Raw genomic sequence first — 25,633 nt, forward strand, 5'->3', positions numbered from 1 at the left:
GAGACACCGCCATGCCCCACGTCACGATCAAGCACTTCCCCGCGACGCTCTCCGCCGAGCAGGCCGCCACCCTCTCGGCTGCGCTCACCACCGCCGTCACCGGCGCTTTCGGCTGCCCGGACACGGTGGTGTCGATCGCCCTGCAACCGGTGCCCGCCGAGGCGTGGGACGAGCAGGTGTACCAGCCGGAGATCGCCGGTCAGGAGGCACTGCTGAAACGGCCCGCCTACTGACGTCCCGTGCGGGGCCGGTGCATCCGGCCCCGCTCACGTCGCGAGGTGCCGGGCGGCGTGCGCCGCGAGGTCGTCGGCCAGCCCCTGCACGAGGCGTCGCAAGAAGCGCTGTGTGAACCAGCGCGACCACCACGACGTCGTGTACCGGCCTCGCCAGCGGATGAGGGTTCCGCCATCGGCGGGCTCCAGCTCGACTCGGGCCCGGTAGTCGCGGATGATCGGCAGGAACTCCGCCTCGTAGGCGAACAGGGCCGGCTCCCGCAGCTCCGTGATCCTTTCCTGGCTGACGTTCTTGCCCTTGCGGAAGGCGCGCACCGCTCCGACCCCGTCCCGGCCCGCCGGGTCGAGGTTGGCCGAGTGCCGCCGGTCCAGCTCGCCCAGCGAGGACCAGCGAGGCCACGACTCGGAGTCGACGAGCAGTGCCCAGACCGCTTCCCGGGGCGCTGGGGAGAAGGCGGAGATGTCGTAGTGGAGCATCGTGTCCTCCTGTTCATCGGATAGGTCGCCGGGCTTCGGGCAGCGGCAGCAGGCGTCGGAAGGTCGGAAGAGCGACGGCGAGCACCGCGAAGTGCATGAGCCCCAAAGCGATGCCACCGGCCGCGTCCAGACGCAGCGCGATGAGCACGTCGGGGATCAGCGAGACGACCACGACCAGCGGCACCAGCCAGGACAGGACCGTGGCGGGGTCTTCGGCGAAGCGGCGCACGATCGTCCAGCCCGCGGCACCCAGGACGACGCCGACCAGGGTCAGAGTGAGGTAGGCGGGCGGCGTCAGGCCCGGAACTGCGGCGGAGTCCGCGCCGAGGGCCTGCGCGGCGAGCGCGATCAGGGCGTTGAGGACGCAGGCGCCCGCGGTGACGGTCAGCACGGCCAAGCCGAACCCGCGGGCGACGGTCGTCATGACCGGTTCCCCGAGGCCGGTCCGGCACCGGTCAGAACAGGAGCCGGACGTTCGGTCGTCTCGGCGGCGCGTCGGCGGTGGACGATCCTGCGGGCGACGCTGAGAACGAGCCTGCGCAACACCACCACCGGCGTGCTCGACGGGACGAACCTCTGCTGCTTGATCTTCGCGATCCGCTGTTCCTCGGTGATGAACGGGCGAAGCCCGGTCTCCCACGCGTCCAGGGCCGCGTCGAGATCGCCGGGGTGCTCCCGCACGGCCTTGCCGAGAGCGGCGCCACCACGCAGCGCCGCCGAGGCGCCCATGCCCGAGTAGGTGGTCAGGCACCACGCCGCGTCGCCGAGCAGCACCACCCGGCCCGAGCTCCACCGCGGCATCTTCACCTGGTGGACCGAGTCGAAGAGGACGTCCGGTGCCGTTTCGAGGGAGTCGAGGATGTGACGCACCGCCGGGTCGTTCATTCCCGCGTAGACCGACCGCAGCTGCTCGGTCCGCGAGCCGCTGAACTGCTTCTGGATGTCATCGGTCCGGTACGTCAGCAACGTCGTGGGTGCGTGGTCAGCGAACCCGAACACCCACGCGGCGCGCTTGGCCCGCGGGACGACGATGGTGTCGGTCGGGGCGAACGAGGGCACGTGCTCCTTCAGCTGGAAGGCGCAGACCATCGCGTTCCAGTCCGTCATGTAGTCCTCGTGCGGGCCGAACACCATCCGGCGCACGGTCGAGCGCAGCCCGTCCGCTCCGACCACGAGGTCGAAGGTCTCGCTGTACCGCGCCCCGGAACCGGCGTCGTCGAGCAGGACCCGCACTCCATCGGGACCCTGGACGATCTCGGCCGGGGTGGTGGCGAACCGCACCTCGACGGGGTCTTCGGCGTCGGTGACGCTCTGCCACAGCGCGGCCTCGATGTCGCCGCGCAGCACCGCCGCCGGACCGGCCTGGTCCTGGTCCAGGAACCCCAGTTCCGGCTTCGGTTCGCCCCGGCGGTACAGCGCCCAGGTGTTCCCGCCCTCCTTCCACGCCGGGTTGCGGGTGTGCAGGTGACCGGCGACGCCCAGGTCGGCGGCGGCCTCCCGGCCCTGCGGGAATAGGAAGACGAAGTAACCCCCCGTCCGGCGCTCGGCGGCCCGTTCGACGATCACCGGCGTCCAGCCCGCCCGGCGCAGCCCGATCGCCGCGGACATCCCCGCGATCCCCAGGCCAACGATCAACGCACGCTTCCCCATGGTGTTCCTCTCCGGATGCTCCGTCGCCCGTCCCGATGACGAGACGACGCCGGGCGGTAGGTCCCGCCCTTAACTAAGTTCAATTCGCCCCTCCGGCAGCGTGCCTGAACTTTGTTAAGGTGTCAACCGTGGCCAAGGGCATGAGCAAGGAGCGGATCGTCGCGGCGGCGCTGGACCTGCTCAACGACAAGGGGATGGACGCGCTCACCGTCCGTGCGCTCGCCGCGCGGCTCGGGGTGCAGGCGCCCGCGCTGTACTGGCACGTCCGCAACAAGCAGGAACTGCTCGACGAGATGGGCACGTTCGTCATGCGCCGCGTCAGGGACGCGCTGGCGGCGATCCCGCCCGACGCCGGCTGGCGCGACAGCCTCGCCGGCTACGGCCGGGCCCTCCGCGCGGAGTACCTGAGCTATCGGGACGGTGCTCGCATCTTCAGCGGCACGCGCCTGGCCGACGCGGACGTGCTCAGAGCGAAGGAGACCTGGCTGGCGCGCTTCATGGCGGCCGGGTTCACCCTCGCCGACGCCAACGACGCCTTCGACGTCGTCACCGCGATCGTCGTCGGCTTCGTCATCGAGGAACAGGAGCGGGTGCAGTCGGACGAGGCCGACCCCGCTCGTTACTCGGCCGCCGAACGCGATGCCTTGCTCGGCGAGGGCGTCGAGCTGGTCAAAGCCGTGGACCGCCTGCCCGATGACCACGACACGCGGTTCGAGCGGCACCTGGGCCTCGTCCTCGACGGGCTTGCGACCAGGTTGCTGTCCCCCGGGAGGGCTACAGAGGACTGTCCACCCTGAGGGGATTCGTGAAGTCGTGCTCTCTCAATAGGTTTGTGCTGCCGACGACGCGAGTGCGTTGCGGTACGCCAAGAGTTGAGGGGCAGGGCGTTGAAGACGATGCAACGGTCGGTGGAAGCGGGCAGTCCTCGGAAGCTCGCGAGGGTGGTGATCACGGCGGCGCTCACCGTCGCGGCGGTGTCCGCCTGTGATGCCACGGAAGAGGCGCTCAGGGAGGACGCGCCACAGAGCGTCGCCGAGACGGCCGCCACGCCGCGCATCGCGTGGGGTGCGTGCCCGGAGCCGGCCGAAGGCGCCAGTCGCGATCCCCGGCTCACCTGTGGAACCGTGGAAGTCCCGCTGGACTACCGGAACCCCGGTGGTGAGAAGATCGTGGTCACCGTCTCGAAGCTGCCGGCGCCGGAGTCCCGCGACCGCCGCGGTGTCCTGCTGCTGAACCCCGGCGGCCCGGCGTTGTCCGGTTTGGACACTCCGGGTGTCGTGGCGCCGACCCTGCCACAGGCGGTGCTGGCGGCGTACGACCTGATCGGCTTCGACCCGCGCGGGGTCGGGCACAGCACGCCGCAGAGCTGCGGCCTCGACGACCCGTCCCTCCCCGGTCTCTTCCCGTACCCGGCCGCGGACGGCTCGATCACCGCGAACGCCGACCACGCCCGTTCCACCGCCGAACGGTGCGGGAAGAACGGCGGTGAGAAGATCCGGCACTTCACCACCGCCAACACGGCCCGCGACATGGATGTCATCCGCGCGGCGCTCGGCGAGGAGAAGATCTCCTACTGGGGCCAGTCCTACGGCACGTACCTCGGCACCGTCTACGAGTCCCTGTTCCCGGAGCGCGCCGACCGCGTGGTCCTCGAAGGCAACGTCAACCCCACCAAGGTCTGGGCCCACGCCAAGGACAACTGGGGCAAGGCCATGTCGGACCGCTTCCCCGACGCGGCACGGGTCGCCGCCGCGCAGCACGCCGCGCTCGGGCTGGGCGAGACCGCCGACGAGGTGACCAAGAGGTACCTGGCACTCGCCGACCGCCTCGACAGCACTCCCGCGCCCGTCCCCGGAACTTCACTGGCGCTGACGGGTGCGATGCTGCGCACCGTCACCTACAGCCTCCTGCTGGAGAACGAGACCCTGCCGGTGCTCGCGCAGTTCTGGAAGGCCGCCGCCGGGCTGGCCGACGGCAAGCTCACCGAGGCCGACGGCCAGGTGCTGCGGCAGGTGTTCGCCGCGCCGCCGCCGACCCCCGGCGTCCCGGCCGACAACCAGGCCACCATGTTCCTCGCGTTGACCTGTGGCGACGCGCAGTGGCCCGGCGATGTCGGCGAGTACTCCCGCCGCACCGCGGAGGACCGCGCGGCCTGGCCGCTCAGCGCGGGGATGCCCGCCAACATCTGGCCGTGCGCGTTCTGGCCGAAGCCGGTCGAAGAGCCCGTCCGCGTGACCGCCAAGGGACCGCGCAACACGCTGATCCTGCAGAACCGCAGGGACAACGCCACGCCGTGGGAGGACGGTCTCGGGCTGTACGAGGTCCTCGGCAACCGCGCGGCTTTCGTCGGCGCGGACAACGGCGGCCACTACGTCTACAACCGCGGCTCACAGTGCGTGGACGAGGCAACGGTGAAGTTCCTGACCGCCGGCCTGCTCCCGGACAAGCAGGTCGACTGCGCCGACATCACCCCGCGGTGAACCTGAGCCCAGACTCGCAGCGTCGGCCACACCACGTCCCAGGGCGCGTTCCGGTCGGTGGCGAGCCAGGTCTTCGTGCCCCGGCGCGCCGATCGTCTGCGCTTTGCGGCCACCGCCGTGACAGTCTCTTGTGGACGGTCGTGGTCAGGAGTCCAGGTCCAGCCATTCGCCGACGGCGAGCACGCGGGCCCGTTCTCCCGCCTGCTCGCGGAACTCCTTCGCGGGGTCGGCGACCTCGACGTAGCCGTCGATCTTGAACGGCTGCTCCACCTCGTAGTGGATGGGCACCGCGTGCCGGGCGCCGAGGATGTTCGCGGCGACGGCGGCCTGCCGCGGGTTCATCGCCGCGGTCAGCGGACTGGGCGGCTGCAGGTGGGGTGCGTCGACCACCGCGCCGTTGGCGGGCAGGAACACCGCGTCGAACGGGCCGAAGCGCCGCGCGACGAGCCACCACCAGCCGTGGAACATCGTGTCGCCACCGTGGAAGACGCGCTGTCCGCCCGCTTCCACCACCCAGCTCACCTGCGGGTCTCCCAGGCCGTCCAGGGACGGCACCGCGGTGACCTCGAACGGTCCGAGCTCCCGGGAGGACCAGGTGTCCACGACCTCGGTCGGCAACCGGTGCTCGATGATCTCGTGCTCGCTCGCCAGCGTTCCCGCGTTGTCCACGTCGTCACCGTGGCCGGGGGCCGGGCGGAGCAGGGGGACACCGGGAGGCAGGACGTCCACCAGCGCCGCCGGGTCGATGTGGTCGCGGTGCAGGTGGGTGACGAGCGCGGCGTCGACCTTGCCGCTCGGAGCCGTCAGTCCGATCCCGGGAAGCCAGCCGTGGAACAGCGGGGTCATGTCCCGGACGTAGTCGATCACCAGGCGCTTGCCGGCGGCCTCTACCTCAAGACCTGCCCAGCCCAGTCGTCGTGTTCGCATGTCTCGTTCCTTCGTGGAGTGGTGCCGGCGCTCGCCGGGCGCCGGGATCGTGTGGGAGGCAGGAGGAAAGCGGCACCGGCGGCCAGGGCGAACCCCGCCATCGCGGCGGCCGTCGGCAGTCCCGGCGCGGTGCCGCCCAGCCCTGCGAGCAGGGCGCCCAGCCCGCCGCCGAGGAACTGGACGAACCCGAAGCCCGCGGCCGCCGTGCCGACCCGGGACCGCTGGTTCTCGAGTGCCAGTGCGACCGTGTTCGGCTGGGCGAACCCGATGCTCGCCACGGCGGCGAACTGGACCGCGAGCAGTGCGGGCAGACCGAGGTCTCCCAGCACGACGACGAGGAGCGCGACGCTGCCCAGCGCCCCGCTCGCCAGGCTCGCGCCGAGCAGCGTCCGCACCGCGTGACGGCGAGCGAGGAGACCGCTGGCGTAGACCGCCACCACCATGCCGATGGCGTTCACGGAGAACACCACGCCGTACTGCTGGGCCGACATGCCGTACAGGTCCTGGAGGACGAACGGCGAGCCCGTGAGGTAGGCGAACAGCGCACCGAACACGAACCCGTTGACGACGGTGTACCCGACCAGTGCCGGGTCTCGCAGCAGGGCGAGGTACGAGGTGGGGGAGCTGCGGCCACGCTGTTCGGGCGGCAGCGTCTCCGGCATGACGGCCACGGCCCACGTGAGCACCGCCGCCGACAGCACGGCGAGCGCCGCGAACACCGCCCGCCAGCCCGCGAGTCCCAGCAGCAGCGCGCCGGTGAGCGGCGCCAGCACCCGGACGACACCGACCTGGAGCATCACCGACGAGAACGTGCGCGCCGCGGCGGCACCCGTCTCGCGGTCCCCGATGCAGGCGAACGCGATCACCGTGGTGAACGCACCGGCCACACCGTGCAGTGCGCGGAACGCCACGAGGCTCGTCGCGTCCGTCGCGACGGCGCACAGGACGCTTGCCAGCACGTACAGCGCGAGTCCCGCGAACAGCGGTCTGCGCCTGCCCAGGACGTCGCTCAACGGCCCGGCGGCGAGCTGTCCCGCCGTCAGCCCGACCAGGCACGCGGTCACCGTGAGCTGCACCGTCGACGTGCTCACCGAGAGGTCGCCCGCGATGCTCGGCAGTCCCGGCAGGTAGGCGTCGACCGACAGCGGGCCGAGGGAGGACAGGACCCCGAGGAGCAGGACCGTCGCTCTCGCGCCCTTCGGCGTCATGACTTCCGGCTGGCGCGCACCACGTCTTCGAGAGACCGGGGAGCGCGACCGGTGAGGTCCTGGACCGCCGTGCTGACGGTGGCGAGGTAGCCGTCCCGCGTGGAGGCGCCGAACGTGGTCACGAGCTCGGCGAGCGGCAGCGGCAGCCCCACCTGCCGGAGGTGGGCCAGCATCTCGTCGTCACCGACCTGCACGACCTCGACCTCACCGCCGCGGGCCTCGGTGGCGAGAGCCGCGAGGTCGTGCGCCGTCACCGCGTGCGGGCCGGTGATGTCGTACGCCTGGTCCTCGTGCCCGCCCTCGGCCAGGACGGCGGCAGCGGCCGCCGCGCAGTCCTCACGGGTGACGTACGCGGTTCCTGCGTCGCCGGTGTTCGTCACGAGCCGCCCTGCCGCCGCGGCTCCCGCGACCGTCCCGATCTGCGAGTGGGAGTACAGGTTGTTGCGCAGCGCGGTCCACCGCATCCCGCTCTCCCGCAGCGACTGCTCCGTGCCCGCGTGGTCGGGGACCACCACGGCGGGGTTGGCGGGCACCGGCTCGGGGACCGAGGTGTAGACGACGTGGCCCACCCCGGCGGCGGCCGCGGCCGTGACGGCGGCGCGCTGCGCTTCCAGGCGTGCGCCGATGGTGTCCACGGAGATCAGCAGCAGCCGCTCGACGCCGTGGAACGCCGAGGTCAGCGTCCCGGGCTCGGTGAAGTCCGCCCGGCGCACCTGAACGCCCTTCGCCGCGAAGTCCGCGAGCGACTCGGGCGAGCGCGTCGTGAGCACGACCTCGCGCGCGTCGACCCGGTCCAGGAGGAACTCCGCCGCGGCGCGTCCCAGCGGGCCGGACGCACCGGTGATGGCGATGGTCATCGACAGCTCCATTTTGTAGTCGCAATGATTACAGTTGAACTGTAATCACGACGATTACAATTTCGCAAGGCGGTGTGCGCCGGGAAACGTAGCCATCGCGGTGGCGATAGGTCACGATGGAGGGGTGGCCCGCTCGACGAACACCCGGTTCGCTGTCGCCGTGCACGTCCTCACGCTGCTCGCGGGCGTGGACGACGACCGCGTGATCAGCTCCGAGGAACTGGCCGACAGCGCGGGCGTCAACCCCGTGCACGTCCGCCGGGTGCTCGGCCCGCTCCGTGAGGCGGGCCTGGTGACCTCGCGCGCCGGGGCACGGGGTGGCTGGGAGCTCGCCCTCCGCCCGGAAGGCATCTCACTCGGCACGGTGTGGCGGCTGCTGCAAGGTGACGACCCCGTGCTCGGGCTGCACGGGCCCAATCCCTCCTGCGCCACGGGAAAGGGTGTCCAGCAGGCGCTCACCGCGCTGGACGTGGCGATCGCCGACGCCCTCGTGGCTCAGCTGGAGAGGTTCAGCGTGCGCGACGTGCTGGACGGCGACATCCCGGCCCAGTTCACGTCCGCGGTGTGATCAGCTGTGGCAGCGAGTGCGTTCCGCGGTGGAACGCACTCGCTGCCACATCCACAGTGGACGGAGCGTCACGCCTCGCGGCTCTGGTCCACCGCGACGACGTCGAGCACCTCGTCGAACGACTCGTACCGGCGCTCCGGAACCGAGTGCAGCGCGTGCACGGTGTCCTCGTCGGCGTTGTTGCGCGAAGCGTGGTCGACCAGCTGTCCCTTGTCGGCGGGATAGGCCACGTCGGCCAGCACCGTGCGCAGTCGCTCGATCGTGGTCGTGTCACTCATCGTCTGCCTCCGTTTCGGTTGCTGACGTCCTGGCTACCCGGTCCTCGGCACGGCTAACGCGAGGTGAGCGCCGCCTCACCCCGGCCGTCATCAGCTCGTGCGAGTGGAACGAGTCGCGCAGCCGCTCCCTGGTCCGCTCGGGTTCGTCGGCCAGGAACCGCTCACGGGCGAAGAGCCGGACGAGGTCGTGGAACCGCAGGCGCGTCGGTGACGGCCCCACGCTGAGCAGCGACATCTCCACGAGCTCGCACAACGCCCCGGCCACCTCGCCCGGCGGGAGGCCCGCCGCGGCCACCGCCAGGTCGCTGCCGAAGTCCGCTTCCGGGATGAGCGACAGGCGCCGGAACACGCGCCGGGCCCGTGGCGTCAGCTGCCGGAACGAGACCTCGAACGCCGGCCGCACGGCCAGGTCGCCCACCGACAACGTGTCGAGCCTCAGCCGTTCGTCGCGCAGCTGACCCGCCAGGTGCGACACCGGTTCCCGCCAGGAAGCCAGCCGGTTGCCCACGATCCGCAGCGCGAGCGGCAGCCGCCCGCACAGGGAGACGAGCTCCTCGGTCCCCTCCGGGTCCTGCCGCACCACGTCCTCACCGGCGATGGACGCGACCAGGTCGGCGGCGGCCTGCTTGGAGAGGACGTCGAGCGGCAGCTGCCGCGCGGACACCTTCGACAGCAGCCGCCTGCTCGTCACGAGCACGAGGCTTCGCCCCGAGTCGCTCAGGAGGGGCTCGACCTGGCTCTCGTCCCGCGCGTCGTCCAGCACCACCAGCACCCGGCGGTCCCGCAGCATCGTCCGGTAGAGCGCCGCGCGGCCGTCCTCCGAGCGCGGGACCCGGTCGCCGGGCACCCCCAGCCAGGTCAGCAACCGCTCCAGCGCGGAGTGGGGAGCCGTCGGCCGGTCGTCGGTCCCGTGCAGGTCGATCGCCAGGCAGCCGTCGGGGAACCACCGCGACAGCTGGTGGGCGGCGGTCACCGCCAGCGCCGTCTTGCCCGTTCCCGGCGCGCCCCACACCGCGACCACCCCTCCGTCGCCGGCACCGGAGGCGAGCCACCGCAGCTCGTCCTGCCTGCCGGCCAGCCGGCTGACCGCGGGCAGGGTGTAGAGCAGCGCCCGGTGCTCGCCGCGGCCGGAGCGGCGGCGCCCGTCCTTCGCCAGCAGCAGGAATGACGTCGTCTCGTGTTCGTCGAGCCCCAGCGCGGTGGCGAGGAGCCCGGCGGACCGTTCCTGCGGTGCCGCCGCACGGCCGTTCTCCAGGTCCCTGAGCGCGCGGACGCTCATCCCCGACGCGGCGGCGAGCTTCGCCTGCGACAGCCCGGCCGCCCGCCGGTACCGGTGCAGGCAGTGGCCGAACACGGTGGTGCCCTCCGAGCCGGGTGATCCGGTCACAGCCCGCGGTTCCACCTCGTTCCCGCCCGTCTCCGTCGCACGTGCACATCCGTCCGCCACATCATCCCCAAGTTCCGGGACGATCAGCGGAACCCGTCTCAACCGGTTGCGGGGGCAGCGAGTCCGGCCGTCCGAGTCGGACTCGGCGGTATGATCGCCGCGAACGGGGGGATGACGCCTCCCCGTGGTTCACGGTCAGGCCGAGGGTGATGCGCGATGACGACCTCACCCGGCGGTCCGCCCGCCTTCGGCGAGCTGCTGCTCCGTCACCGGCGTGCGGCCGGGTTGAGCCAGAAAGCGCTGGCACAGCGGTCCGGCATGAGCGAACGCGCGGTGCGCGAGCTGGAACGCGGACGGGCACGCGCGGCCCAGCGCCGCTCGGCCGAGGTGCTGGCCGACGCGCTCGAGCTCACGGGCGCCGCGCGCGCCGAGTTCCTCGAGGTGGCGCGGGAAAGCCGCCGCCGTGCGCCCGAACCGGTTGCCGCCGCCGGGTTGCCGCCGCTGCCGTCCGACCTCACCGGGCGCGAGGAGGTCCTCCGGCAGCTGCGCGAGCACGTCTCGACCCGGTCCGCCGTCGCGGTCGTGGGCCAGGCGGGTGTCGGCAAGACGGTGCTGGTCGCGGTGCTGGCGGAACAGCTGCGCGACGAGTTCCCCGACGGCTGCTTCGCCGTCGACCTCCGCGGTGTCGACGAGCAGCCGCTCTCCGCGCACGCCGTGTTCGAGAGGCTGCTGCGGGCGATGGGGGTGCCCCAGAACGAGATCCCGCCGGACGAGGTCGAGCGGTCCGGCGCGTACCGGGAGGTGCTGAGCACCCGCCGGGTGCTCGTGCTGCTGGACAACGCCGCCGACGAGGCCCAGGTCCGCCCGCTGCTGTCGACGCCTCCCGGCTGCCGGACCCTGATCACCTGCCGGCGCATCCTGTCCGGGCTGGAGGAGGTGCGGTGGCTCCACCTGGAACCGCTGGGGGACGACGAGGCCGTCGCGCTGCTCGGCGCGATCGTCGGCGATCGGGTGCGGGAGGCGCCCGGTGACGCGGCGGACATCGCCGCGCTGTGCGGAAACCTGCCGCTCGCGTTGCGGATCGCGGGCAACCGCCTGGCCAGCAAGCCGGACTGGTCGCTGCGGTACCTGGTCGGGCAGCTGGACGACGAGAGGACGCGTCTCACCTCCTTGTCGGCGGGCGACCTGCACGTGCGGTCCGCGTTCGAGGTGTCCTACCGCCGCCTGTCGCCGCCGGGCAGGACGCTGTTCCGCCGCCTCGCGGCCGTCCCCGGCGCCGACTTCGGCCTCGAGCTGGTCCGATCGGTCGGCGAGGTGGCGCAGCGAGAGGCGTTGCTCCACCTCAGGGAGCTCGTCGAGACCAGCATGGTGCTCGTCTCCCCGGTCGCGGGGAGGTTCCGGTTCCACGACCTCATCAGGATCTTCGCGCGCGAGCAGTGGGAGGCGGAGGAGCCGGAGGCCGAACGGGAACGCGTGCGCGAGGGCATGTTCCGCACCCTGCTGAGCAGGGCGACGGCGGCGGGGGAGGCGTGTTTCCCCAACAATGCCGCCGAGGACGGCGCTCTCTCGTACAAGGAGGCCGTGGCGTGGCTGGACCAGGAGGTGTCCAACTGGCAGGCGGCGGTCGAGGAGGCGGCGCGGCGCGGGTGGCACCGCGAGGCGCTGCGGCTGGCCAAGTCGATGCACTGGTACTCCGACGACCACTGGTACTCCGTGCCGTGGGAGGAGATCTTCCTCATCGGCGTCGACGCCGCCCGTGCTCTGGGCGACCGGTCGTCCGAGGCACAGCAGCTCAGCTTCGTCGGATGGGCCCTGCGCGCGCAGCCCGCCGCGCTCGGGTACTACGAGCAGGCGCTGGAGGTGGCCGTCGAGGCGGGGGACGAGCTGGAGCAGACCTGGGCGCTCGCCTACATCGGCGCGGTGCACAACCGGCGCGGTGACCGGGTCCTCGCGCGGAAGTTCGTGGCGGAAGCGGCGGAGCGCAGCGGCCGGTTCGACTTCTGGGACGTCCAGATGGCGATCCGCTTCCGGTACGGGGACCTGCTGCTGGACCTCGGCGAGGTGGACGAGGCGCTGGCGGTCCTGCGGGACCTGGTCGCCGCGGCCGGCGCGTACCGGACACCGGAGATGCCCCAGACCCGCCACCGCATGATCGGGGTGGCGACGGAGGCCACCGGGCTGTGCCTGCACGCGATGGGCAGGTGCGGCGAGGCGGCCGAGGTGTTCGCGCGGGTCGGCGCGACCTACGTCGAGAACGGGTCGCTGATGCTCCAGTCGCGGGTGGCCTACCGGGAAGGCCGGTGCCTGGTCGACGCGGGTGACCACGACCGGGCCGCGGTCGTGCTGGAACGCGCGCTCGCCGGGTTCGAGCAGCTCTCGATGCCCGAGGACGGCGCCGCGGTGCGCGCGGAGCTCGCCCGCCTGCCCCGGCGGCAGGGGTGAACGTGCCACTTCAGGGGTGCTGAAGGGCCGAACAGGGCCGGACGTCTGTCCTGCGGGGCGGTGTCCGGTGCAGTCTGGTCAGGCCGGTGGGAACCGACCGGCAGCTTTTCGACCGCGGAAGCCTGCCGCCCCCGTGAGCTGGCGCCGCGGTCTCGTCGCGCGGTTGTCTGGACCCATGACTTCGCAGATCGCTTGGCCGGGTGGCCGCGGCGCCGACCTCCCGGCGCACGCGCGCCGCGCGGACGTCCGCATCTCCGTGCTCGCGACGGACCCCCTGGTGGCCTCCGGCCTGCGGGCGCTGCTGCACCTCACGCCGGGGGTCGAGCAGGTGCAGGAGCCGGCCGACGCGGAGGTCACCGTCGCGGTCGCGGACGCGGGACTCCCCGAGCTGCTCGGCCACGACGTCGGCAAGCTCGTGCTCGTCGCGGACGACCTGCGGCAGAACGACCTGTGGACGGCCATCGAGCGCGGCCTCGTCGTGCTGGTGTCGCGCAGCGAGGCGACCGACCGGATGCGGCTGCTGCGCGCCATCCGCGACGCGCAGGAGGGCAGGGGAGACCTGCCGGCGGAGCAGCTCGGCGTCCTGCTGCACGGCCTCAAGCGGTTGCAGGAGAACACGCTCGGTCCCAGGAAGCTGACGCTGGGCGGGTTCTCCGAGCGCGAGGCCGAGGTGATCAGGCTGCTCGCCGACGGGCTGGACACCGCGGAGATCGCCGAGAAGCTGATCTACTCGGAGCGCACGGTGAAGAACGTCCTGCACACCCTGCTGAGCAGGCTCGGTCTGCGCAACCGCGCCCACGCCGTGGCCTACGCGCTGCGCAACGGCGTGATCTGACCCGGCGTGCCCGCCACGTCGCCGGGGTGAACGCCTCCGGGGCGCGGGTCGGCTGGGGCGTGTCGGTCGCGACGTGACCGCGAAAGTCTATTGAGGACGGACGTGGCCACGGGCGGCGACAACCGGGTGGCCACCGGTCGGCCGGGCGGGGAGACCCGGCGGTGGCCACCCGGCCCCTCCGCCCGCGCGGGGTGGGCGGGCGGAGGGTGGGGGATCAGCCGTTGCTGGAGATGGTGACGTCCTCGACGCCGAAGAAGCAGTTCGAGTCGGCCCTGGAGGTCGTCTTGCCGCCGAGGTAGTTGTTCTGCCAGTTGCCGTAGTACGAGAAGCCCCAGCTGCACTCGACGAGGGAGCGCCAGGTGTTGCCCTGCAGGCCGTTGCACTCCACGGCGCCGTCGCCGTCGGCGTAGGCCAGCGTCTTGCAGCTCAGTGCCCCGTACTGGAAGGCGGTCCCCGGCGGCATGGCCGAGGCCGCGGGCGCCGTGGCGAGGGAGATCCCGGTCAGCGTCGCGGCGACGGCCGCGGCGGTGGCGAGACGGCGAGTGAGGTGCCGCATGGCTTGCTCCTTCTGCGATCAGCGGTGCGGGGTTTTCCCGCCCTGACCGATCGTCGCGCAGGGGTGCGGCGCGCCCCAGTGCCACTACGCGACTCCTCGCGGTGCACCACTTCGCCTCTCCGGGCTCCATCGTGGAACGGCCGAAACGCTTTGTGTGGAACTGTGCGTGCGGACTGCATCACAGCGAGCAACGAACTCGGCGATCAATCGGCGCCGCAACAACTTCGTGAGCCGGCCTCGGCCTTTCGGAGCCCGGCTGGAGCGGACACCTCGCCCCCGCTCGGCAGGGCCGTCACGGCGAAGTCGTCCACGAGTGCCGCCACAACGCCTGACCTGCGTGGACCTGATCTCCGGCCCCGGTGCGAACAGGGCTGTGCGCGGCCGTCGGCGTCCCTCGCGAGGACGTGACCTTCGCACGTCTGCGAAACACCTGAACCGGTCCTCCGCCGACTTCCTTGCCTTGTTTTGACGCGCGTGCCTACTATGACGATTAGTCATACACCTTCGGGTGTGTTGCTCGAGATGAGGGGCGAGCATGACGGAGTTGTCCGACGTTTCGGCGCGACAAGAACCACAGGAGAGCGGTACTCCGCGACTGACCTTTGGCGACGGTGGGGACGCGGTTCTCACGTGGCTCAAGGGGATGCGCGACGACCGCCCCGCGTGGTTCGACGAGTCGAACGGCACGTGGAGTCTGTTCCGCTACAACGACATCGTCCGGGCACTGCGCGACACGGACACGTTCTGCTCCGACCCGTCGCGCTCGTTGCCACCGGAGATGACCGAGGAGGCCGAGGGCAGCATCGTCTCGCTCGACCCGCCGCGGCACGGCCGGTTGCGCGGGCTCGTGTCCCACGCGTTCACGCCGCGGCTCGTGGAGCAGCTCGGCCCGCGGATCGAGGAGATCGTCGACGAGCTGCTCGACCGGGCGCTGGACGGCGGCAGCGGGCGGTTCGACCTCGTGGGCGACCTCGCCTACGAGCTGCCGGTGGTCGTCATCGGTGAGCTGCTGGGACTGCCCGCGTCCGATCGGGACTTCCTGGTGCGGTGCGCCGACGAGTTCTACGCGATCGAGCACGACGACCCGTTCAACGGCGAGTACCTGCAGTCGATGCAGTCCACTTTGGACGAGCTGAACGAGTACATGCTCGACCACGCACGGCGGCGCAGGAACGAGCCCGCCGACGACCTGATGACGGCGCTCGCACTGGCCGAGATCGACGGCGAGCGGCTGAACGACAGGGAGATCCGCAACTTCGCCGTGCTGCTGCTGACCGCCGGGCACATCACGACGACCGCGTTGCTGGGCAACACCGTGCTGGCGCTGGGGGAGCACCCCGACGTGATGGCGTCCTGGCGCGACGGCACCGTGAACTCCGCCGCGGTGATGGAGGAGGTGGTGCGCCACCGCAGCCCGTTCACCGAGGTCTACCGCTTCACCACCAAGGACGTCGAGATCGGTGGCACGGTCATCCCCGCCGACCAGCTGGTGCGCGTGTGGCTCGTGTCCGGCAACCGCGACGAACGCCAGTTCGCCGACCCCGACGAGTTCCGGCTCGACCGCGCGACCGGCAGGCACCTCGGGTTCGGCCTGGGAATCCACTACTGCCTCGGCGCGGGGCTCGCCAGGGTCGAGACCACCGCCGCGTTGCGGGTGCTCGCCCGGCGCACCGCCGGGATCACCCCGGTGCTCGACGAGCTGAAGTTCTACGACGCCCCCGGAATCTTCTGCCTCCGCAGCCTTCCGGTCACCTTCCACCGCTGACGGATCTCACGAGGAAAGCGAGCAGCGCCGATGTCGAGCACGGACGACCGGACCACCGAGGCCAAGTACGACTACAAGGCCGATGAGGACATGCGCACGGACGTGTGGGACGAGAACCTCCACGTCGGGTACTGGTCCGGGCCGGAGGACACCAGCGCGGTCGAGGTGGCGACCGACCAGCTCACCGACTTCGTGCTCGAGCGCACTCGCATCGGGGCGGGACAGCGGCTGCTCGACGTGGGCTGCGGGCTCGGCAAGCCGGCGCGGCGTGCCGCCGAGCGGACCGGCTGCACGGTCGCCGGAATCTCCGACGACCCCGCGCAGGTCAAGCGCGCCAACGAGGCCGCGGAGGCGGCGGGCGCCACCGAGCAGGTGAAGTTCCTGCACGCGGACGCGATGGAGCCGCTGCCGTTCGGGGCGGCGGAGTTCGACGCCGCGTGGGCGATCGAGTCGCTCGTGCACATGCCGGACCGGGAGAAGGCGTTCCGGAACATGGCCGCGGTCCTCAAGCCGGGAGCCACGCTCGTGGCCACCGACTTCTTCGAGAACGTGCCGTTGACCGGTGAGCGCAAGGAGGCCGTGGACGCGTTCCTGGGCGTCGCGAGCCTGGGGCCGATCCCGCGCCTGGAGGACTACCCCGTGCTGCTGCGGTCGACCGGGTTCGAGCTGGTCGAGTTCCTCGACATCACCGAGAACACCCACCGCACGTACGCGTTGTTGCTGCAGTCCTTGTACGACACCGAGAAGGAGCTGCGCGCCGACCACGGCGACGCCGTCTACGAAGGATTCGTGAAGGCGTTCAGGGGCTGCGCCGAGTGGCTCGTGCCCCGCTACATGCTCTTCGTCGCCAGGCGCTCCGCCGACAGCTGACCCCTGCGGCACGTCCACCACTCCCGCGCGGCCGTTCGGCCGCGCGGGTGATGACGCACGCGTTTTTTCCTCCCCGACAAGGAGAAGTCATGAAGAAGTCATCGCTCGCCCTTTCGTCCGTCCTACTGGCACTGACGGCGACGCTGGTCCCGGCGTCCGCGTACGCCGCCGGCTCCTCGGTCGTCGTGACCTCGGAGGGCGACTGCCTGGAGTTCGGCGAGATCACCCAGATCACCACGGCCCAGGCCCGTGCGCTCGTGCCGTCGCGGTACAAGGTGCGCGAAGCGGACGGTACACCGGGCAAGGTCAACGTCTACATGGGCGACTACTCGTGCGACGGCATCTCCGTCAACGGTGGCCGAGCGAAGCCGACCATGATCACGATGGCGACGGTCGAGATCTCCCACCGCGACGGCGTCGAGCAGCCGTGGGGCACGACGCAGCCGCTGTGGTGGGGCACGAACCAGCCCGCGCTCACCGACGCCGTCCAGCGGCTCGGCGCGCCCGCGCGACACGTCCAGGCCACAAGAAAGATCACACGCCTGCCCAACGGGATGCTGTTAGTGCACAACAAGTACAGCGGGTCCAAGGTGGACCACGAGCGCATCGCCGTCGTCGAGGACATCTCGTCCCAGCCCGTGCAGAACTTCGGCACGCCGACCGGGTACTACACCGGTACGAAGGGTGAGATCGAGTTCGTCTACGACATGCAGTTCCGCGCCAAGGAGAACGCCGCGAGCTCGATCCTGGTGTCGGGTCCCCACACCGACCTGGTCCGCAAGTACGGGTTCCCGATCACGCTGACGTCGAAGAACACCTTGATGACCGGCAAGTGGACCATGCGGGCCGAGCTCAAGCGCTGACGCGACGTGGGCCCGGGGACACCGATGAGCAACGAGGCAGTGCGTGAGGCCGTGCACGGGATTCTGCGGCACATGTCGTACGGGGACGCGGAAGAGCTGTCCGACGAGGCGCGGATCGCCACCGATCTGGGGTTCGACTCGTTGCGGCTGCTGGAGCTCGCCATCGTCATCGAGGAGCGGTTCGAGCTCGCCGCCGTCGACGTCGACGAGGCGCTCACCGTCTCGACGGTGCGGGAGCTGGTCGACCTGGTCACCGAACGCGTGGCGGGGACGGCGGCGTGAGCGGGCTGCGCGTCCTCGTGACCGGTGCGGCCGGGTTGGTCGGTGCCGAGGTCGTGGCGAGGCTGGCGGGTGAGGGTCACACGGTCCTCGCCCTGGTGCACAAGAGGCCGGCGATCGTGCGCAACGACGGTGAGGTCGTGCGCACGGTCCCGGCCGGGCAGTCCGGGCCGGGGCTCGTGTCCTGTGTGGCCGGTGACGTGACGAAGCCGATGCTCGGTCTCACCGCCGAGCGCTACGAGGAGCTGGCCGCAGGCGTCGACCGCATCGTGCACTCCGCGGCCACCACGGACTTCGGCCGGCGTTGGGAGACCTACGAGTCGCTCAACGTGGACGGCACGCGCAACGTCGTCCGGCTCGCCTCGGAACGTGCGGTGCCGCTCGTGCACGTGAGCACGGCGTACGTCTGCGGAGAGCGCACGGGCCGGGTGCTGGAGGACGACCTCGACGTGGGCCAGCGGTTCGGCACCGGCTACGAGCGCAGCAAGTTCCTCGCCGAACAGGAGGTCAGGGCCGCCGCCACACCCGTGGCGGTGGTGCGGCCGAGCATGGTCGTGGGCACCCAGGAGTCCGGGGTGATCCGCGACTTCAAGAACATGTACGTGGTGCTCAAGCTGTTCACGCAGGGGCGCGTCAGGTCGGTGCCGGGCTTCTACGACGCCCTGCTCGACCTGGTGCCGGTGGACTACGTCGCCGCGTTGATCTGCCAGGTGGTGAACCGGTTCGACGAGGCACGCGGGCTCACCTTCCACGCAGTCGGGGCCGCTCCGCACACGTTGCTCGACGTGAGCAACGCACTGGCGGAGTACCCGATGTTCGAGGTGCCGCACTACGTCTCGCCGTCCGCGTTCGACGTCGACGCGCTGCCACCGGACGAACGCGTCTACTACCGGCGGATCATCGCGATGTACGAGAGCTTCTTCCGCAGGCGAGCCAGGTTCGACGACACGAACGCGGCGCGGCTGGCACCGTGGCGCCCGGAGGCGACCGGCGTGGACTACCTGCGCACGCTGCTCGACCACTGCGTCCGGGTGGGCTACCTCGGTCGTGCCGAGGCGGGCATCGGTGACGTGCTGCGCCTCACCGGCGGGCCGCGGTGATCGCCGCGACGCGGTACGTGCGGCTGCGGTTCCCGCCGCGGACGCACGGGCTCGCCGCGGTGCTGACCTACGCGAGCGTTGTTGCGCTGAGCGTCCGCACGTGGCCCGGCGTGGTCCCGCTGCTGCTCGGCGGGATCACGTTCGTGTCGCTGTTCCTCTTCCTGCGCCTGGTCGACGACCTCGACGACGGCGAGGCGGACGCGGCGGGACTGCGGGCGGGCATGGTCGCCGTGGCCGCCGCCGTGGTGCTGCTCAACCTCCAAGACCACCTGGCCCTCGCCCTCGCGGGTGGGGCATGCGCCGCCGCCCTCGCGGCACCGTTCCTGCCGCGCCACGGGATCAAGCAGCCCGTGGTCCTCTTCGTCGCCTACGAGGTGGCACCGCTGCTGGTGCTCGCGTACGGCGGCGTGACGGCGGGAGCACCCCCGACGGTGGCCGTGGGGGCGGCGGTGGTGCTCTGGAGTGCTTACGAGCACTGGAAGTTCACGCGGAAGCTCGACGAGCCGGACTACCGGCCGTTCGGTCTGGGCCAGGGCGCCCGGCTCGTCGCGGCGGGGGCGTTGTCGGCCACCGGGGTGGTCGTGGCGGCGCTCATCGCGGTGCCGTGGGTGGTCCCGGTGGCCTTGGGGCTGCTCGCCGCCGCCTTCGCGGCCGGGGCGCTCTCGTGGTGGAGGGCCGGTCGCCGCGGAGGGACGTGGTGGTCGGGGCTGACCTACGTGCTCGCCGTCGACCTGGCGGTCCTGGTCCTGTGTACGACGTGGGGAGTGTGGGAATGACGGCAGTGACGAGCGAGGTGGACGGCGCCAAGGCGCGCGGGCTGCGCGAACTGGCCGACGCCGGGTTCGTGGTGCCGCCGTGGCACGTGATCGGCGCGGACGTCCTGCGCCGCCACCTGGACACGACCGGTCTCGCCGGCCTGATCGGCGACGAGCTCCGCGACCTCACGGCGGATCGTGCGGAGTCCGCGTCCGCCGCCGTGACCGAGGCGGTCCTGAAGACCCCGCTGGGGCCGGACGTGCTGGCCGAGATCGCCTCCGCCGTCGACGCGGTCGGCGCGGGGCCGGTCGCGGTGCGGTCGTCCGGGCTCGACGAGGACGGCCCGCGGTTCTCCTTCGCGGGCCAGTTCGACACTTTCCTGAACGTGGAGGGACTCGACGCGGTCGCCGAGCACGTGCGGCGCTGCTGGGCGGGCGCCTACTCGGCCCGCGCCCTCGCGTACCGGCTCGCCCACGGCCTGCCGCCGGGCGGCGCGGGCATGGCGGTGATCGTCCAGCGGCTGGTGGTGGCGGAGAAGAGCGGGGTGCTGTTCACCGCGAACCCGATGTCGGGCGAACGGGCCGAACGCGTGGTCAGCGCGGTGTTCGGACTGGGCGAGGGACTCGTCGGCGGCGCGGTGGACGCCGACACCGTCGTGCTCGACCCCGCCGGGAAGGTCCTCCAGGTCACGGTGGGGGAGAAGCGCGAACGGTACGACCCGGACGCCTCCGGGGGCTGCCGGGTGACCGAGACCGCCACCGCGGTGCGGGACGAGCTCGCGGTGACCGACGCCGAGCTGCGCGAGCTCGTCGAGCTCGCGGGCCGGATCGAGGAGGCGCGCGGCGCCCCGCAGGACGTGGAGTGGGCGATCGCGGACGGCACCCTGTGGGTGCTGCAGAGCCGGCCGGTCACCGCGGGCCTCGACGAACCCGGCGAGCTGCACGTCTGGGACAACTCCAACATCATCGAGAGCTTCCGCGGCATGACCTCGCCGCTGACCTACAGCTTCGCGCGCCGCGTGTACCAACGCGTCTACGAGGAGTACTGCCGCGAGCTGAAGGTGCCCGACGCGCAGCTGAGCCAGGCGCAGGAGTGGCTGCCCGCGCTGCTGGGCTACTTCCACGGGCGCGTCTACTACAACCTGCTGAACTGGTACCGGCTGGTGCGCCTCGCCCCGCTGTACCGGCTGGGCCGCCGCAGCCTGGAGCTCACCCTCGGCGTGGAGGAGTCGCTCGATTCCGAGCTGGCCGACGAGCTGCGCCCGTTCACGTTCGGCTCGCGCGCGGAGGAGATCCGCGTGACCGCGCGGTCACGGCTGCGGTTCGCGAGCAGGTTCGCGATGATCGAACGCACCGGCGAGCGGTTCATCGAGGACTTCTACCGCACCTACGAGGAGTTCGGCGCCACGGACTACGACGCGCTGACCGCCGACCAGGTCTACCGCCGCTACCAGGCGCTCGAACGCACGCTGGTCGCGCGCTGGGGCCGGGTCGCGGTGCTCGACGCGGTCATCGGGCTGTCCTTCGGGACGTTGCAGCAGCTCAACCGGCGCTGGCTGCCCGACGCCCCGATGTGGTTCACGTGGGCGGTGGCGGGTCCGGCGAACTCGGTCGAGTCGGCGGGTCCCGCGCACCGCATCGCCGAGCTCGCGGCCGTCGTGCGGGCCGACGAGGAACTGCGCCGCATCGTCATCGAGACCGACCCGGCGCACGCCAGGAAAGCGTTGCTGGACGGCGGGCACACCGCTTTCGTGTCCGATGTGGACGACTACGCGGCGCGCTACGGCGACCGCAGCCTCGACGAGCTGAAGCTGGAGGCGCCGAGCCTGCGCGACGACCCGTCGACGTTCTTCCCGATGCTGCGGGCCGCCGTGGCGTCGGTGGAGAGCATGTCGGGACGGGCCGACGCCGACGCCGTCGTCGCGGGGCTGTCCCCGGCGCGGCGGCAGGTGTACGAGCGGGTCAGGGGCAAGGTGCGCAGGGCACTGGAGCTGCGCGAGCGCATCCGCTTCTGCCGCACCCGCGCGTTCGGCACGGCGAAGGTGATGATCAGGGCGATCGGCCGCCGGTTCGCCGAGATGGGGCTGATCGACGCGCCCGAGGACGTCTTCTGGCTCTACCTGGAGGAGATCGGCGGGTGCTTCGACGCGTCCACTGTGGACACCGATCTGCGGGCACTGGTCCGTGCGCGCAAGGCCGCCGCCGAGTCGGACCGCCTGCTGACCGCGCCGTCCCGCTTCACCACCCGCGGCGCCGTCGGCACCAGGGCGAACCGGGCCGCGTGGGCGCGTGCCGTTCCCGGAGGCACCGCCGCGGCGGCGGGGGCGGAGTTCACCGGCGTGCCCGCCGGACCGGGCCGGGTGCAGGGCCGTGCGCGGGTGGTCGAGCTGCCTTCGGAGGCCCAGGGCGACATCCTCGTCACCTACCGCACCGACCCCGGCTGGGTGGCGTGGCTGCCGTCCGCCTCCGGCCTGCTCGTCGAGCGCGGCAGCCCGCTGACCCACGTCGCCATCGTCGCCCGCGAGCTGGGCGTGCCCACCGTGGTGCAGGTCCCCGGCCTGACCACCCGCGTGCGCGACGGGATGCGCCTCGACGTCGACGGCGGGACGGGGAGCATCCGCGTGCTGGCAGGACCGGAGGAGTCGTGATCATCGACCGCGCGGAGCTCACCGCGCTGCTCGGCGAGACGCTGGACCTGGTCGAGGCGCCGCCGGGGTGCGCGGCTGTGCTGGAGGGCTCGATCGCCGAGGGGTTCGGCAACTCCGCCTCCGACGTCGACTTCCTGCTGCTGGCCGACGACGACCACGACCATCCGACGATGCCCACGATCGTGTTCGCCCGCGGACGCCGCGTCGAGGTGCGCACCCGCTCGCTGCGGCAGGTCCGCGAGCAGGCCGACGAGGTGTGCGCGCACGTGGCGGAAGGGTTCGGCGGGCTGCCCGCGGCGTTGCTCGACCGGTGCCAGCGGTTGCGCGGTGCCGTGGTGCTGCGCGGCGACGACCTCGTGCGACGGGCGCGGAAGTGGCCCCTGTCGCTGTCCGAGGTCGTGTCGGGCTGGTACGCGCACCACAGCAGGCAGGCGATGCGCCACGCGGTCGCGTCGTCCGTGCTGGGTGAGGGCCGCGAAGCCCTGGCGTGGGCCGGGATCGCGGCACGGCACGCGGCGAAGTCGTGGGTGGCGGCGCGGGGAGAGACCTACCTGGAGCCCAAGTGGCTCGACCGGCAGTTCGACCGGCTGGTCGCCGGTGGTGACCAGGAGGCGGCGGCACTGCGGGACCGTCTCGCCGCCGTGCGGCGAGGAACCGCCGGGATCGAGCAGGCGGTCGCGGCACACGCGGAGCTGGTCGCGGACTTCGGCGTCGACGGCTGCCCGGCCGACGCCGCCCGCGTGCTGCTCGGTCTGCGCGCGGGCGTCACCACCTGGCCGATCGGCGGACGTCTGCACGTGGTGCGGGACAGGGCCGACGTCTTCGTGCTGGGTCCGTCCGCCGGACGCACGTGGCGTTCGATCTCGCCGGGACGCCCGGTGGCCGAGGTGCTCAAGAGCGCGGAGGACCCCGCGGCGGCCGCGGGCGCGCTGGCCGAGTTCCACCGCGTCGGGCTCGTCGAGCTGCACTGGCGTGACGGCGGGCCGATCTCCTCCGCCCAGCCCTGGGCGCCCTCCGAGCCGGTCACGCCGCCGCCGTCCGCGCGGATGCCGGTCCTCGGCCTCGCCGGCGGCACCGCCGACGGGCACCTGTCACTGATCCCTTTGCCCGCCAAGCGGTTCGCGGCGGCGGGGATGGCGCTGGTGTGGTCCAACATCATGGTCGAGAACGCGCGGGAGGACCTGTCGGGAGCGTTCGACGGCGGGCAGCGGGAGGTGGCGCGGACGAGCGGGACGCGGTTGCTGCACCACGCCTGCCGCGTCGTGCTGAGCGCGTGCGGGACGAGCCCGTTGCCGCCCGACGCCGCGATCGTGGCCGGGCTGGACGCGTCGGCCGCGGTGCCTGCGGACCTCGCCGCGCTGGCCACCGCCGTCGAACGCGACCTCGGTGGCGACGGGTGGGAGACCTGGCTGGACCGGCTGGACGAGCTCGTCGGCGGGGTGCGGGACCTCGTGCGCGCCGAGGTGTTCCCGGCGTCGTTCGACTCGGCCGCCGCCTGGGAGGCCACGCTGCGGATCGGGCACGACTGGATCCGGCTCGGCGCGTACCTCGACGCGGACTTCCCGATCGAGGAGGCCCGCGACCTCCTCACCTCCGGCGGGGCCCAGCCGCACCGGCGTGGCGGCGGGTGAGGGGGTGTTCGTCGCGCTGGAGGGGATAGACGGGGCGGGCAAGACCAGCACCGCCGCCGAGGTGGCCGCCCGGCTCCGCGACAGGGGACAGGCGGTGCGGCTGGTCCGCCACAACGCCGCCGAGCCCGACGACCCGTTCGTCGCCGAGTACCTGGAGGGGCTGCGCGCGTTGCAGCAGATGTCGTTGCGCGGCCCGTACTTCCGGCTCGGCGACCCGCACTGGGTGCTGATCAGGGCGAGCTACTACGCGCTCGTCGACCGGTGCGTGGTCACCCCGGCGCTGGAACGGGGACAGGTCGTCGTCGCGGACGGCTGGTTCCACAAGTTCGTCGCCCGCGTCGCGGCGGGCGGGGTGCGGGAGAGCGGGGACTTCGACCGGCCGGAGCAGATCCTGCCGCTGTTCGCGCCGGTGCGGCGGCCGGACAGGGTGTTCCTGCTCGACACGCCCGTGGCCGTGGCCGCCGCGCGCCGGATGGCCGACGTCAACCCCGGTGAGCTGGGACCGCAGAACGCGGAGACCTCCACTCCCGAGACGGCCTTCGTCACCTACCAGAGCGCGGTGCGCGGGCACCTGTTGTCGATGGCGGTACCCGGCCGCTGGCACGTCGTGCGCACGGAGCTGCGGGACGTGGCCGGCATCGCGGCCGAGGTGTGCGCCGACGTGGAAGTGTTGCGGGAGGCGGGATGAACGACTACCGAGCGAGGATCCGCCGGGTGGTCGCGGGGTTCGTGCCCGACATGCCGTCCTGGGAGCGGGACGGGCACCTGCCGCGCGAGCTGTTCCGCGCTCTCGGGGAGGCGGGAGCGTTCCGCGAGCGGTGGGCGCTCGGGCCGGTGGGCGGACTGCCGCGGGCACGGGTGCTGGTCGAGGAGCTGGCCGTCCACAACGGAGGCGCGGCACTCGCGGTGTCGTTGCACAGCGAGGTCTTCCTGCACGCCCTGCACCGCGCGGGCGGGCACGACGAGGTCGTCGAGGGCGCCCTGGACGGGACGGTCATCGGGTGCGCGGCGGTGACGGAGCCCGGTGCCGGGTCCGACGTGCCCGCCGTGACGACGTCCGCCCGGCGCGAGGGAGACGGGTGGCGGCTGACCGGCACCAAGTGCTTCATCACCAACGCGGGCCGGGCGACCCACGCGCTGGTGCTGGCGAAGACGGGCGAGCCGCGGTCGTTCGGGCTGTTCGTGGTGCCGCTCGCGGGCGTGACGCCCACCCGGTTCGTGCCGACGCTGGGGGTCAGGTCCGCCGACACCGCCGTGCTCGACCTGGACGTGACCGTGCCCGCCACCGCCGTGGCCGGCAACCCCCGAGCCGGGCTGGTGCACCTGCTGCGCGTGCTCGACTTCGAACGGCTCGCCGCCGCTGCCGGTCTGGTCGCCACCGCACGGGCGGCGATGACGCTGGCCGTGGCGCACATGCGCGACCGGACCGCCTTCTCGGCGCGGCTGATCGACCACCAGGCGCCGCGGCACCGCCTCGCGTGGCACTGGGCGCGCGTGTCGGCGGTCGACGCGCTGCTCGACGCGGCGATGGCGCCGGGGCACGGGGGCGAGGTGTCGCACTCCGCCGCGGCGGCCGTGAAGCTGGTCGCCGCCAGGGACTGCGCCGACGCGGTCGACGCGGCGCTGCAGGCGTTCGGCGGACGCGGGTACTCGGAGGACTTCCCGCTCGCGCGGATGTACCGCGACGTGCGGCTCACCCGGATCGGCGGTGGCACCGACGAGGTGCTGTGCGAGGTGATCGCCTCCACCCTCGACGCCGACGACGCGGCCGGAACCGCGCTGCTGCGCGACATCGCCGGACGGAGCGGGTGGTGACGTGCCCGC

25 protein-coding genes are annotated in these 25,633 nt (G+C 72.2%); 16 read left to right on the forward strand and 9 right to left on the reverse strand.

The features are described 5' to 3' along the window. The first annotated feature begins 11 nt into the window (after nucleotides 1–11). Entirely contained in the window at nucleotides 12–233 is a 222-nt protein-coding gene (locus tag BLT23_RS41325; protein ID WP_090051504.1) for a tautomerase family protein, read from the forward strand. Between the two features lie 33 nt (nucleotides 234–266). On the opposite strand, the gene BLT23_RS21025 is transcribed toward BLT23_RS41325, so the two are convergent. The 3 genes from BLT23_RS21025 to BLT23_RS21035 are packed head-to-tail and all read right to left on the reverse strand — an operon-like array spanning nucleotide 267 to nucleotide 2,360. Beyond that, entirely contained in the window at nucleotides 267–710 is a 444-nt protein-coding gene (locus tag BLT23_RS21025; RefSeq protein WP_090051505.1) for an SRPBCC family protein, read from the reverse strand. Nucleotides 711–723: 13 nt separating this feature from the next. Next, nucleotides 724–1,134, reverse strand: coding sequence for a DUF6069 family protein (locus BLT23_RS21030; protein ID WP_090051506.1), 411 nt, complete (start codon nucleotides 1,132–1,134; stop codon nucleotides 724–726). Next, nucleotides 1,131–2,360 (reverse strand): FAD-dependent monooxygenase, encoded by a 1,230-nt coding sequence (locus BLT23_RS21035; RefSeq protein ID WP_090051507.1) that lies wholly within the window; start codon nucleotides 2,358–2,360, stop codon nucleotides 1,131–1,133. The genes BLT23_RS21030 and BLT23_RS21035 overlap by 4 nt, the downstream gene beginning before the upstream one ends. 128 nt (nucleotides 2,361–2,488) lie before the next feature. Here BLT23_RS21035 and BLT23_RS21040 point away from each other — a divergent pair, with 128 nt between their 5' ends. Together BLT23_RS21040 and BLT23_RS21045 are read left to right on the forward strand one after the other, a co-directional pair. Then, nucleotides 2,489–3,157 (forward strand): TetR/AcrR family transcriptional regulator C-terminal domain-containing protein, encoded by a 669-nt coding sequence (locus BLT23_RS21040; protein WP_245744072.1) that lies wholly within the window; start codon nucleotides 2,489–2,491, stop codon nucleotides 3,155–3,157. Nucleotides 3,158–3,256: 99 nt separating this feature from the next. Next, entirely contained in the window at nucleotides 3,257–4,840 is a 1,584-nt protein-coding gene (locus tag BLT23_RS21045) for an alpha/beta hydrolase (protein ID WP_090051652.1), read from the forward strand. 144 nt (nucleotides 4,841–4,984) lie between these two features. On the opposite strand, the gene BLT23_RS21050 is transcribed toward BLT23_RS21045, so the two are convergent. From BLT23_RS21050 to BLT23_RS21060, 3 genes are read right to left on the reverse strand one after another with little or no spacing between them, the layout of a single operon-like run. Further along, entirely contained in the window at nucleotides 4,985–5,767 is a 783-nt protein-coding gene (locus tag BLT23_RS21050) for an MBL fold metallo-hydrolase (protein WP_090051508.1), read from the reverse strand. Beyond that, entirely contained in the window at nucleotides 5,728–6,975 is a 1,248-nt protein-coding gene (locus BLT23_RS21055) for a multidrug effflux MFS transporter (RefSeq protein WP_090051509.1), read from the reverse strand. The genes BLT23_RS21050 and BLT23_RS21055 overlap by 40 nt, the downstream gene beginning before the upstream one ends. Then, the gene (locus BLT23_RS21060) at nucleotides 6,972–7,832 is read right to left on the reverse strand and encodes an NAD(P)H-binding protein (RefSeq protein WP_090051653.1); all 861 of its coding nucleotides are present in this window, start codon (nucleotides 7,830–7,832) and stop codon (nucleotides 6,972–6,974) included. The genes BLT23_RS21055 and BLT23_RS21060 overlap by 4 nt, the downstream gene beginning before the upstream one ends. Nucleotides 7,833–7,956: 124 nt before the next feature. On the opposite strand from BLT23_RS21060, the gene BLT23_RS21065 reads away from it, so the two are divergent. After that, complete coding sequence (locus BLT23_RS21065) at nucleotides 7,957–8,400, forward strand: Rrf2 family transcriptional regulator (RefSeq protein WP_090051510.1); 444 nt, start codon at nucleotides 7,957–7,959, stop codon at nucleotides 8,398–8,400. A 68-nt stretch (nucleotides 8,401–8,468) separates the two neighbouring features. On the opposite strand, the gene BLT23_RS21070 is transcribed toward BLT23_RS21065, so the two are convergent. Continuing rightward, a complete protein-coding gene (locus tag BLT23_RS21070; RefSeq protein ID WP_090051511.1) occupies nucleotides 8,469–8,678 on the reverse strand; it encodes a DUF2795 domain-containing protein in 210 nt (69 codons plus the stop codon). Next, on the reverse strand, nucleotides 8,671–10,065 hold the full coding sequence (locus tag BLT23_RS21075; protein ID WP_176946848.1) for an XRE family transcriptional regulator: 1,395 nt from the start codon (nucleotides 10,063–10,065) through the stop codon (nucleotides 8,671–8,673). Before BLT23_RS21075 ends, BLT23_RS21070 begins: the two co-directional genes overlap by 8 nt. Before the next feature lie 216 nt (nucleotides 10,066–10,281). Here BLT23_RS21075 and BLT23_RS21080 point away from each other — a divergent pair, with 216 nt between their 5' ends. Together BLT23_RS21080 and BLT23_RS21085 are read left to right on the forward strand one after the other, a co-directional pair. Then, nucleotides 10,282–12,507 (forward strand): ATP-binding protein, encoded by a 2,226-nt coding sequence (locus tag BLT23_RS21080; RefSeq protein WP_090051513.1) that lies wholly within the window; start codon nucleotides 10,282–10,284, stop codon nucleotides 12,505–12,507. A gap of 175 nt (nucleotides 12,508–12,682) precedes the next feature. Then, nucleotides 12,683–13,342 carry a helix-turn-helix transcriptional regulator gene (locus tag BLT23_RS21085; RefSeq protein WP_090051514.1) on the forward strand — a complete coding sequence of 220 codons (660 nt, stop codon included), beginning with the start codon at nucleotides 12,683–12,685 and terminating at the stop codon, nucleotides 13,340–13,342. Nucleotides 13,343–13,556: 214 nt separating this feature from the next. Here the strand turns inward: BLT23_RS21085 and BLT23_RS21090 are convergent, their stop codons facing one another. Then, nucleotides 13,557–13,898: a hypothetical protein gene (locus BLT23_RS21090; protein WP_090051515.1), complete on the reverse strand. Its 342-nt coding sequence runs from the start codon at nucleotides 13,896–13,898 to the stop codon at nucleotides 13,557–13,559. Nucleotides 13,899–14,541: 643 nt separating this feature from the next. Here BLT23_RS21090 and BLT23_RS21095 point away from each other — a divergent pair. The 10 genes from BLT23_RS21095 to BLT23_RS21140 all read left to right on the forward strand — a co-directional run bounded on the left by BLT23_RS21095 (nucleotide 14,542) and on the right by BLT23_RS21140 (nucleotide 25,624). Then, nucleotides 14,542–15,663, forward strand: coding sequence for a cytochrome P450 (locus BLT23_RS21095; protein ID WP_218133811.1), 1,122 nt, complete (start codon nucleotides 14,542–14,544; stop codon nucleotides 15,661–15,663). Nucleotides 15,664–15,693: 30 nt separating this feature from the next. Continuing rightward, nucleotides 15,694–16,533: an SAM-dependent methyltransferase gene (locus tag BLT23_RS21100; protein WP_090051517.1), complete on the forward strand. Its 840-nt coding sequence runs from the start codon at nucleotides 15,694–15,696 to the stop codon at nucleotides 16,531–16,533. Between the two features lie 89 nt (nucleotides 16,534–16,622). Continuing rightward, nucleotides 16,623–17,396, forward strand: a complete 774-nt coding sequence (locus BLT23_RS21105) for a hypothetical protein (protein WP_090051518.1) — start codon at nucleotides 16,623–16,625, stop codon at nucleotides 17,394–17,396. Between the two features lie 24 nt (nucleotides 17,397–17,420). Beyond that, nucleotides 17,421–17,678 (forward strand): acyl carrier protein, encoded by a 258-nt coding sequence (locus BLT23_RS21110; protein ID WP_090051519.1) that lies wholly within the window; start codon nucleotides 17,421–17,423, stop codon nucleotides 17,676–17,678. After that, nucleotides 17,675–18,775: an SDR family oxidoreductase gene (locus BLT23_RS21115; RefSeq protein ID WP_090051520.1), complete on the forward strand. Its 1,101-nt coding sequence runs from the start codon at nucleotides 17,675–17,677 to the stop codon at nucleotides 18,773–18,775. The genes BLT23_RS21110 and BLT23_RS21115 overlap by 4 nt, the downstream gene beginning before the upstream one ends. Then, nucleotides 18,772–19,551, forward strand: a complete 780-nt coding sequence (locus tag BLT23_RS21120) for a hypothetical protein (RefSeq protein WP_090051521.1) — start codon at nucleotides 18,772–18,774, stop codon at nucleotides 19,549–19,551. Before BLT23_RS21115 ends, BLT23_RS21120 begins: the two co-directional genes overlap by 4 nt. Next, on the forward strand, nucleotides 19,548–22,178 hold the full coding sequence (locus BLT23_RS21125) for a phosphoenolpyruvate synthase (RefSeq protein ID WP_090051522.1): 2,631 nt from the start codon (nucleotides 19,548–19,550) through the stop codon (nucleotides 22,176–22,178). Before BLT23_RS21120 ends, BLT23_RS21125 begins: the two co-directional genes overlap by 4 nt. Then, nucleotides 22,175–23,809: a hypothetical protein gene (locus BLT23_RS21130; RefSeq protein WP_090051523.1), complete on the forward strand. Its 1,635-nt coding sequence runs from the start codon at nucleotides 22,175–22,177 to the stop codon at nucleotides 23,807–23,809. The genes BLT23_RS21125 and BLT23_RS21130 overlap by 4 nt, the downstream gene beginning before the upstream one ends. Continuing rightward, nucleotides 23,796–24,497 (forward strand): dTMP kinase, encoded by a 702-nt coding sequence (locus BLT23_RS21135; protein WP_090051524.1) that lies wholly within the window; start codon nucleotides 23,796–23,798, stop codon nucleotides 24,495–24,497. The genes BLT23_RS21130 and BLT23_RS21135 overlap by 14 nt, the downstream gene beginning before the upstream one ends. Next, complete coding sequence (locus BLT23_RS21140; protein ID WP_090051525.1) at nucleotides 24,494–25,624, forward strand: acyl-CoA dehydrogenase family protein; 1,131 nt, start codon at nucleotides 24,494–24,496, stop codon at nucleotides 25,622–25,624. The genes BLT23_RS21135 and BLT23_RS21140 overlap by 4 nt, the downstream gene beginning before the upstream one ends. Nucleotides 25,625–25,633: the final 9 nt, after the last annotated feature.

Origin of the sequence: Lentzea fradiae, assembly GCF_900100955.1 — a bacterium.
Taxonomy (GTDB): Bacteria; Actinomycetota; Actinomycetes; order Mycobacteriales; family Pseudonocardiaceae; genus Lentzea; species Lentzea fradiae.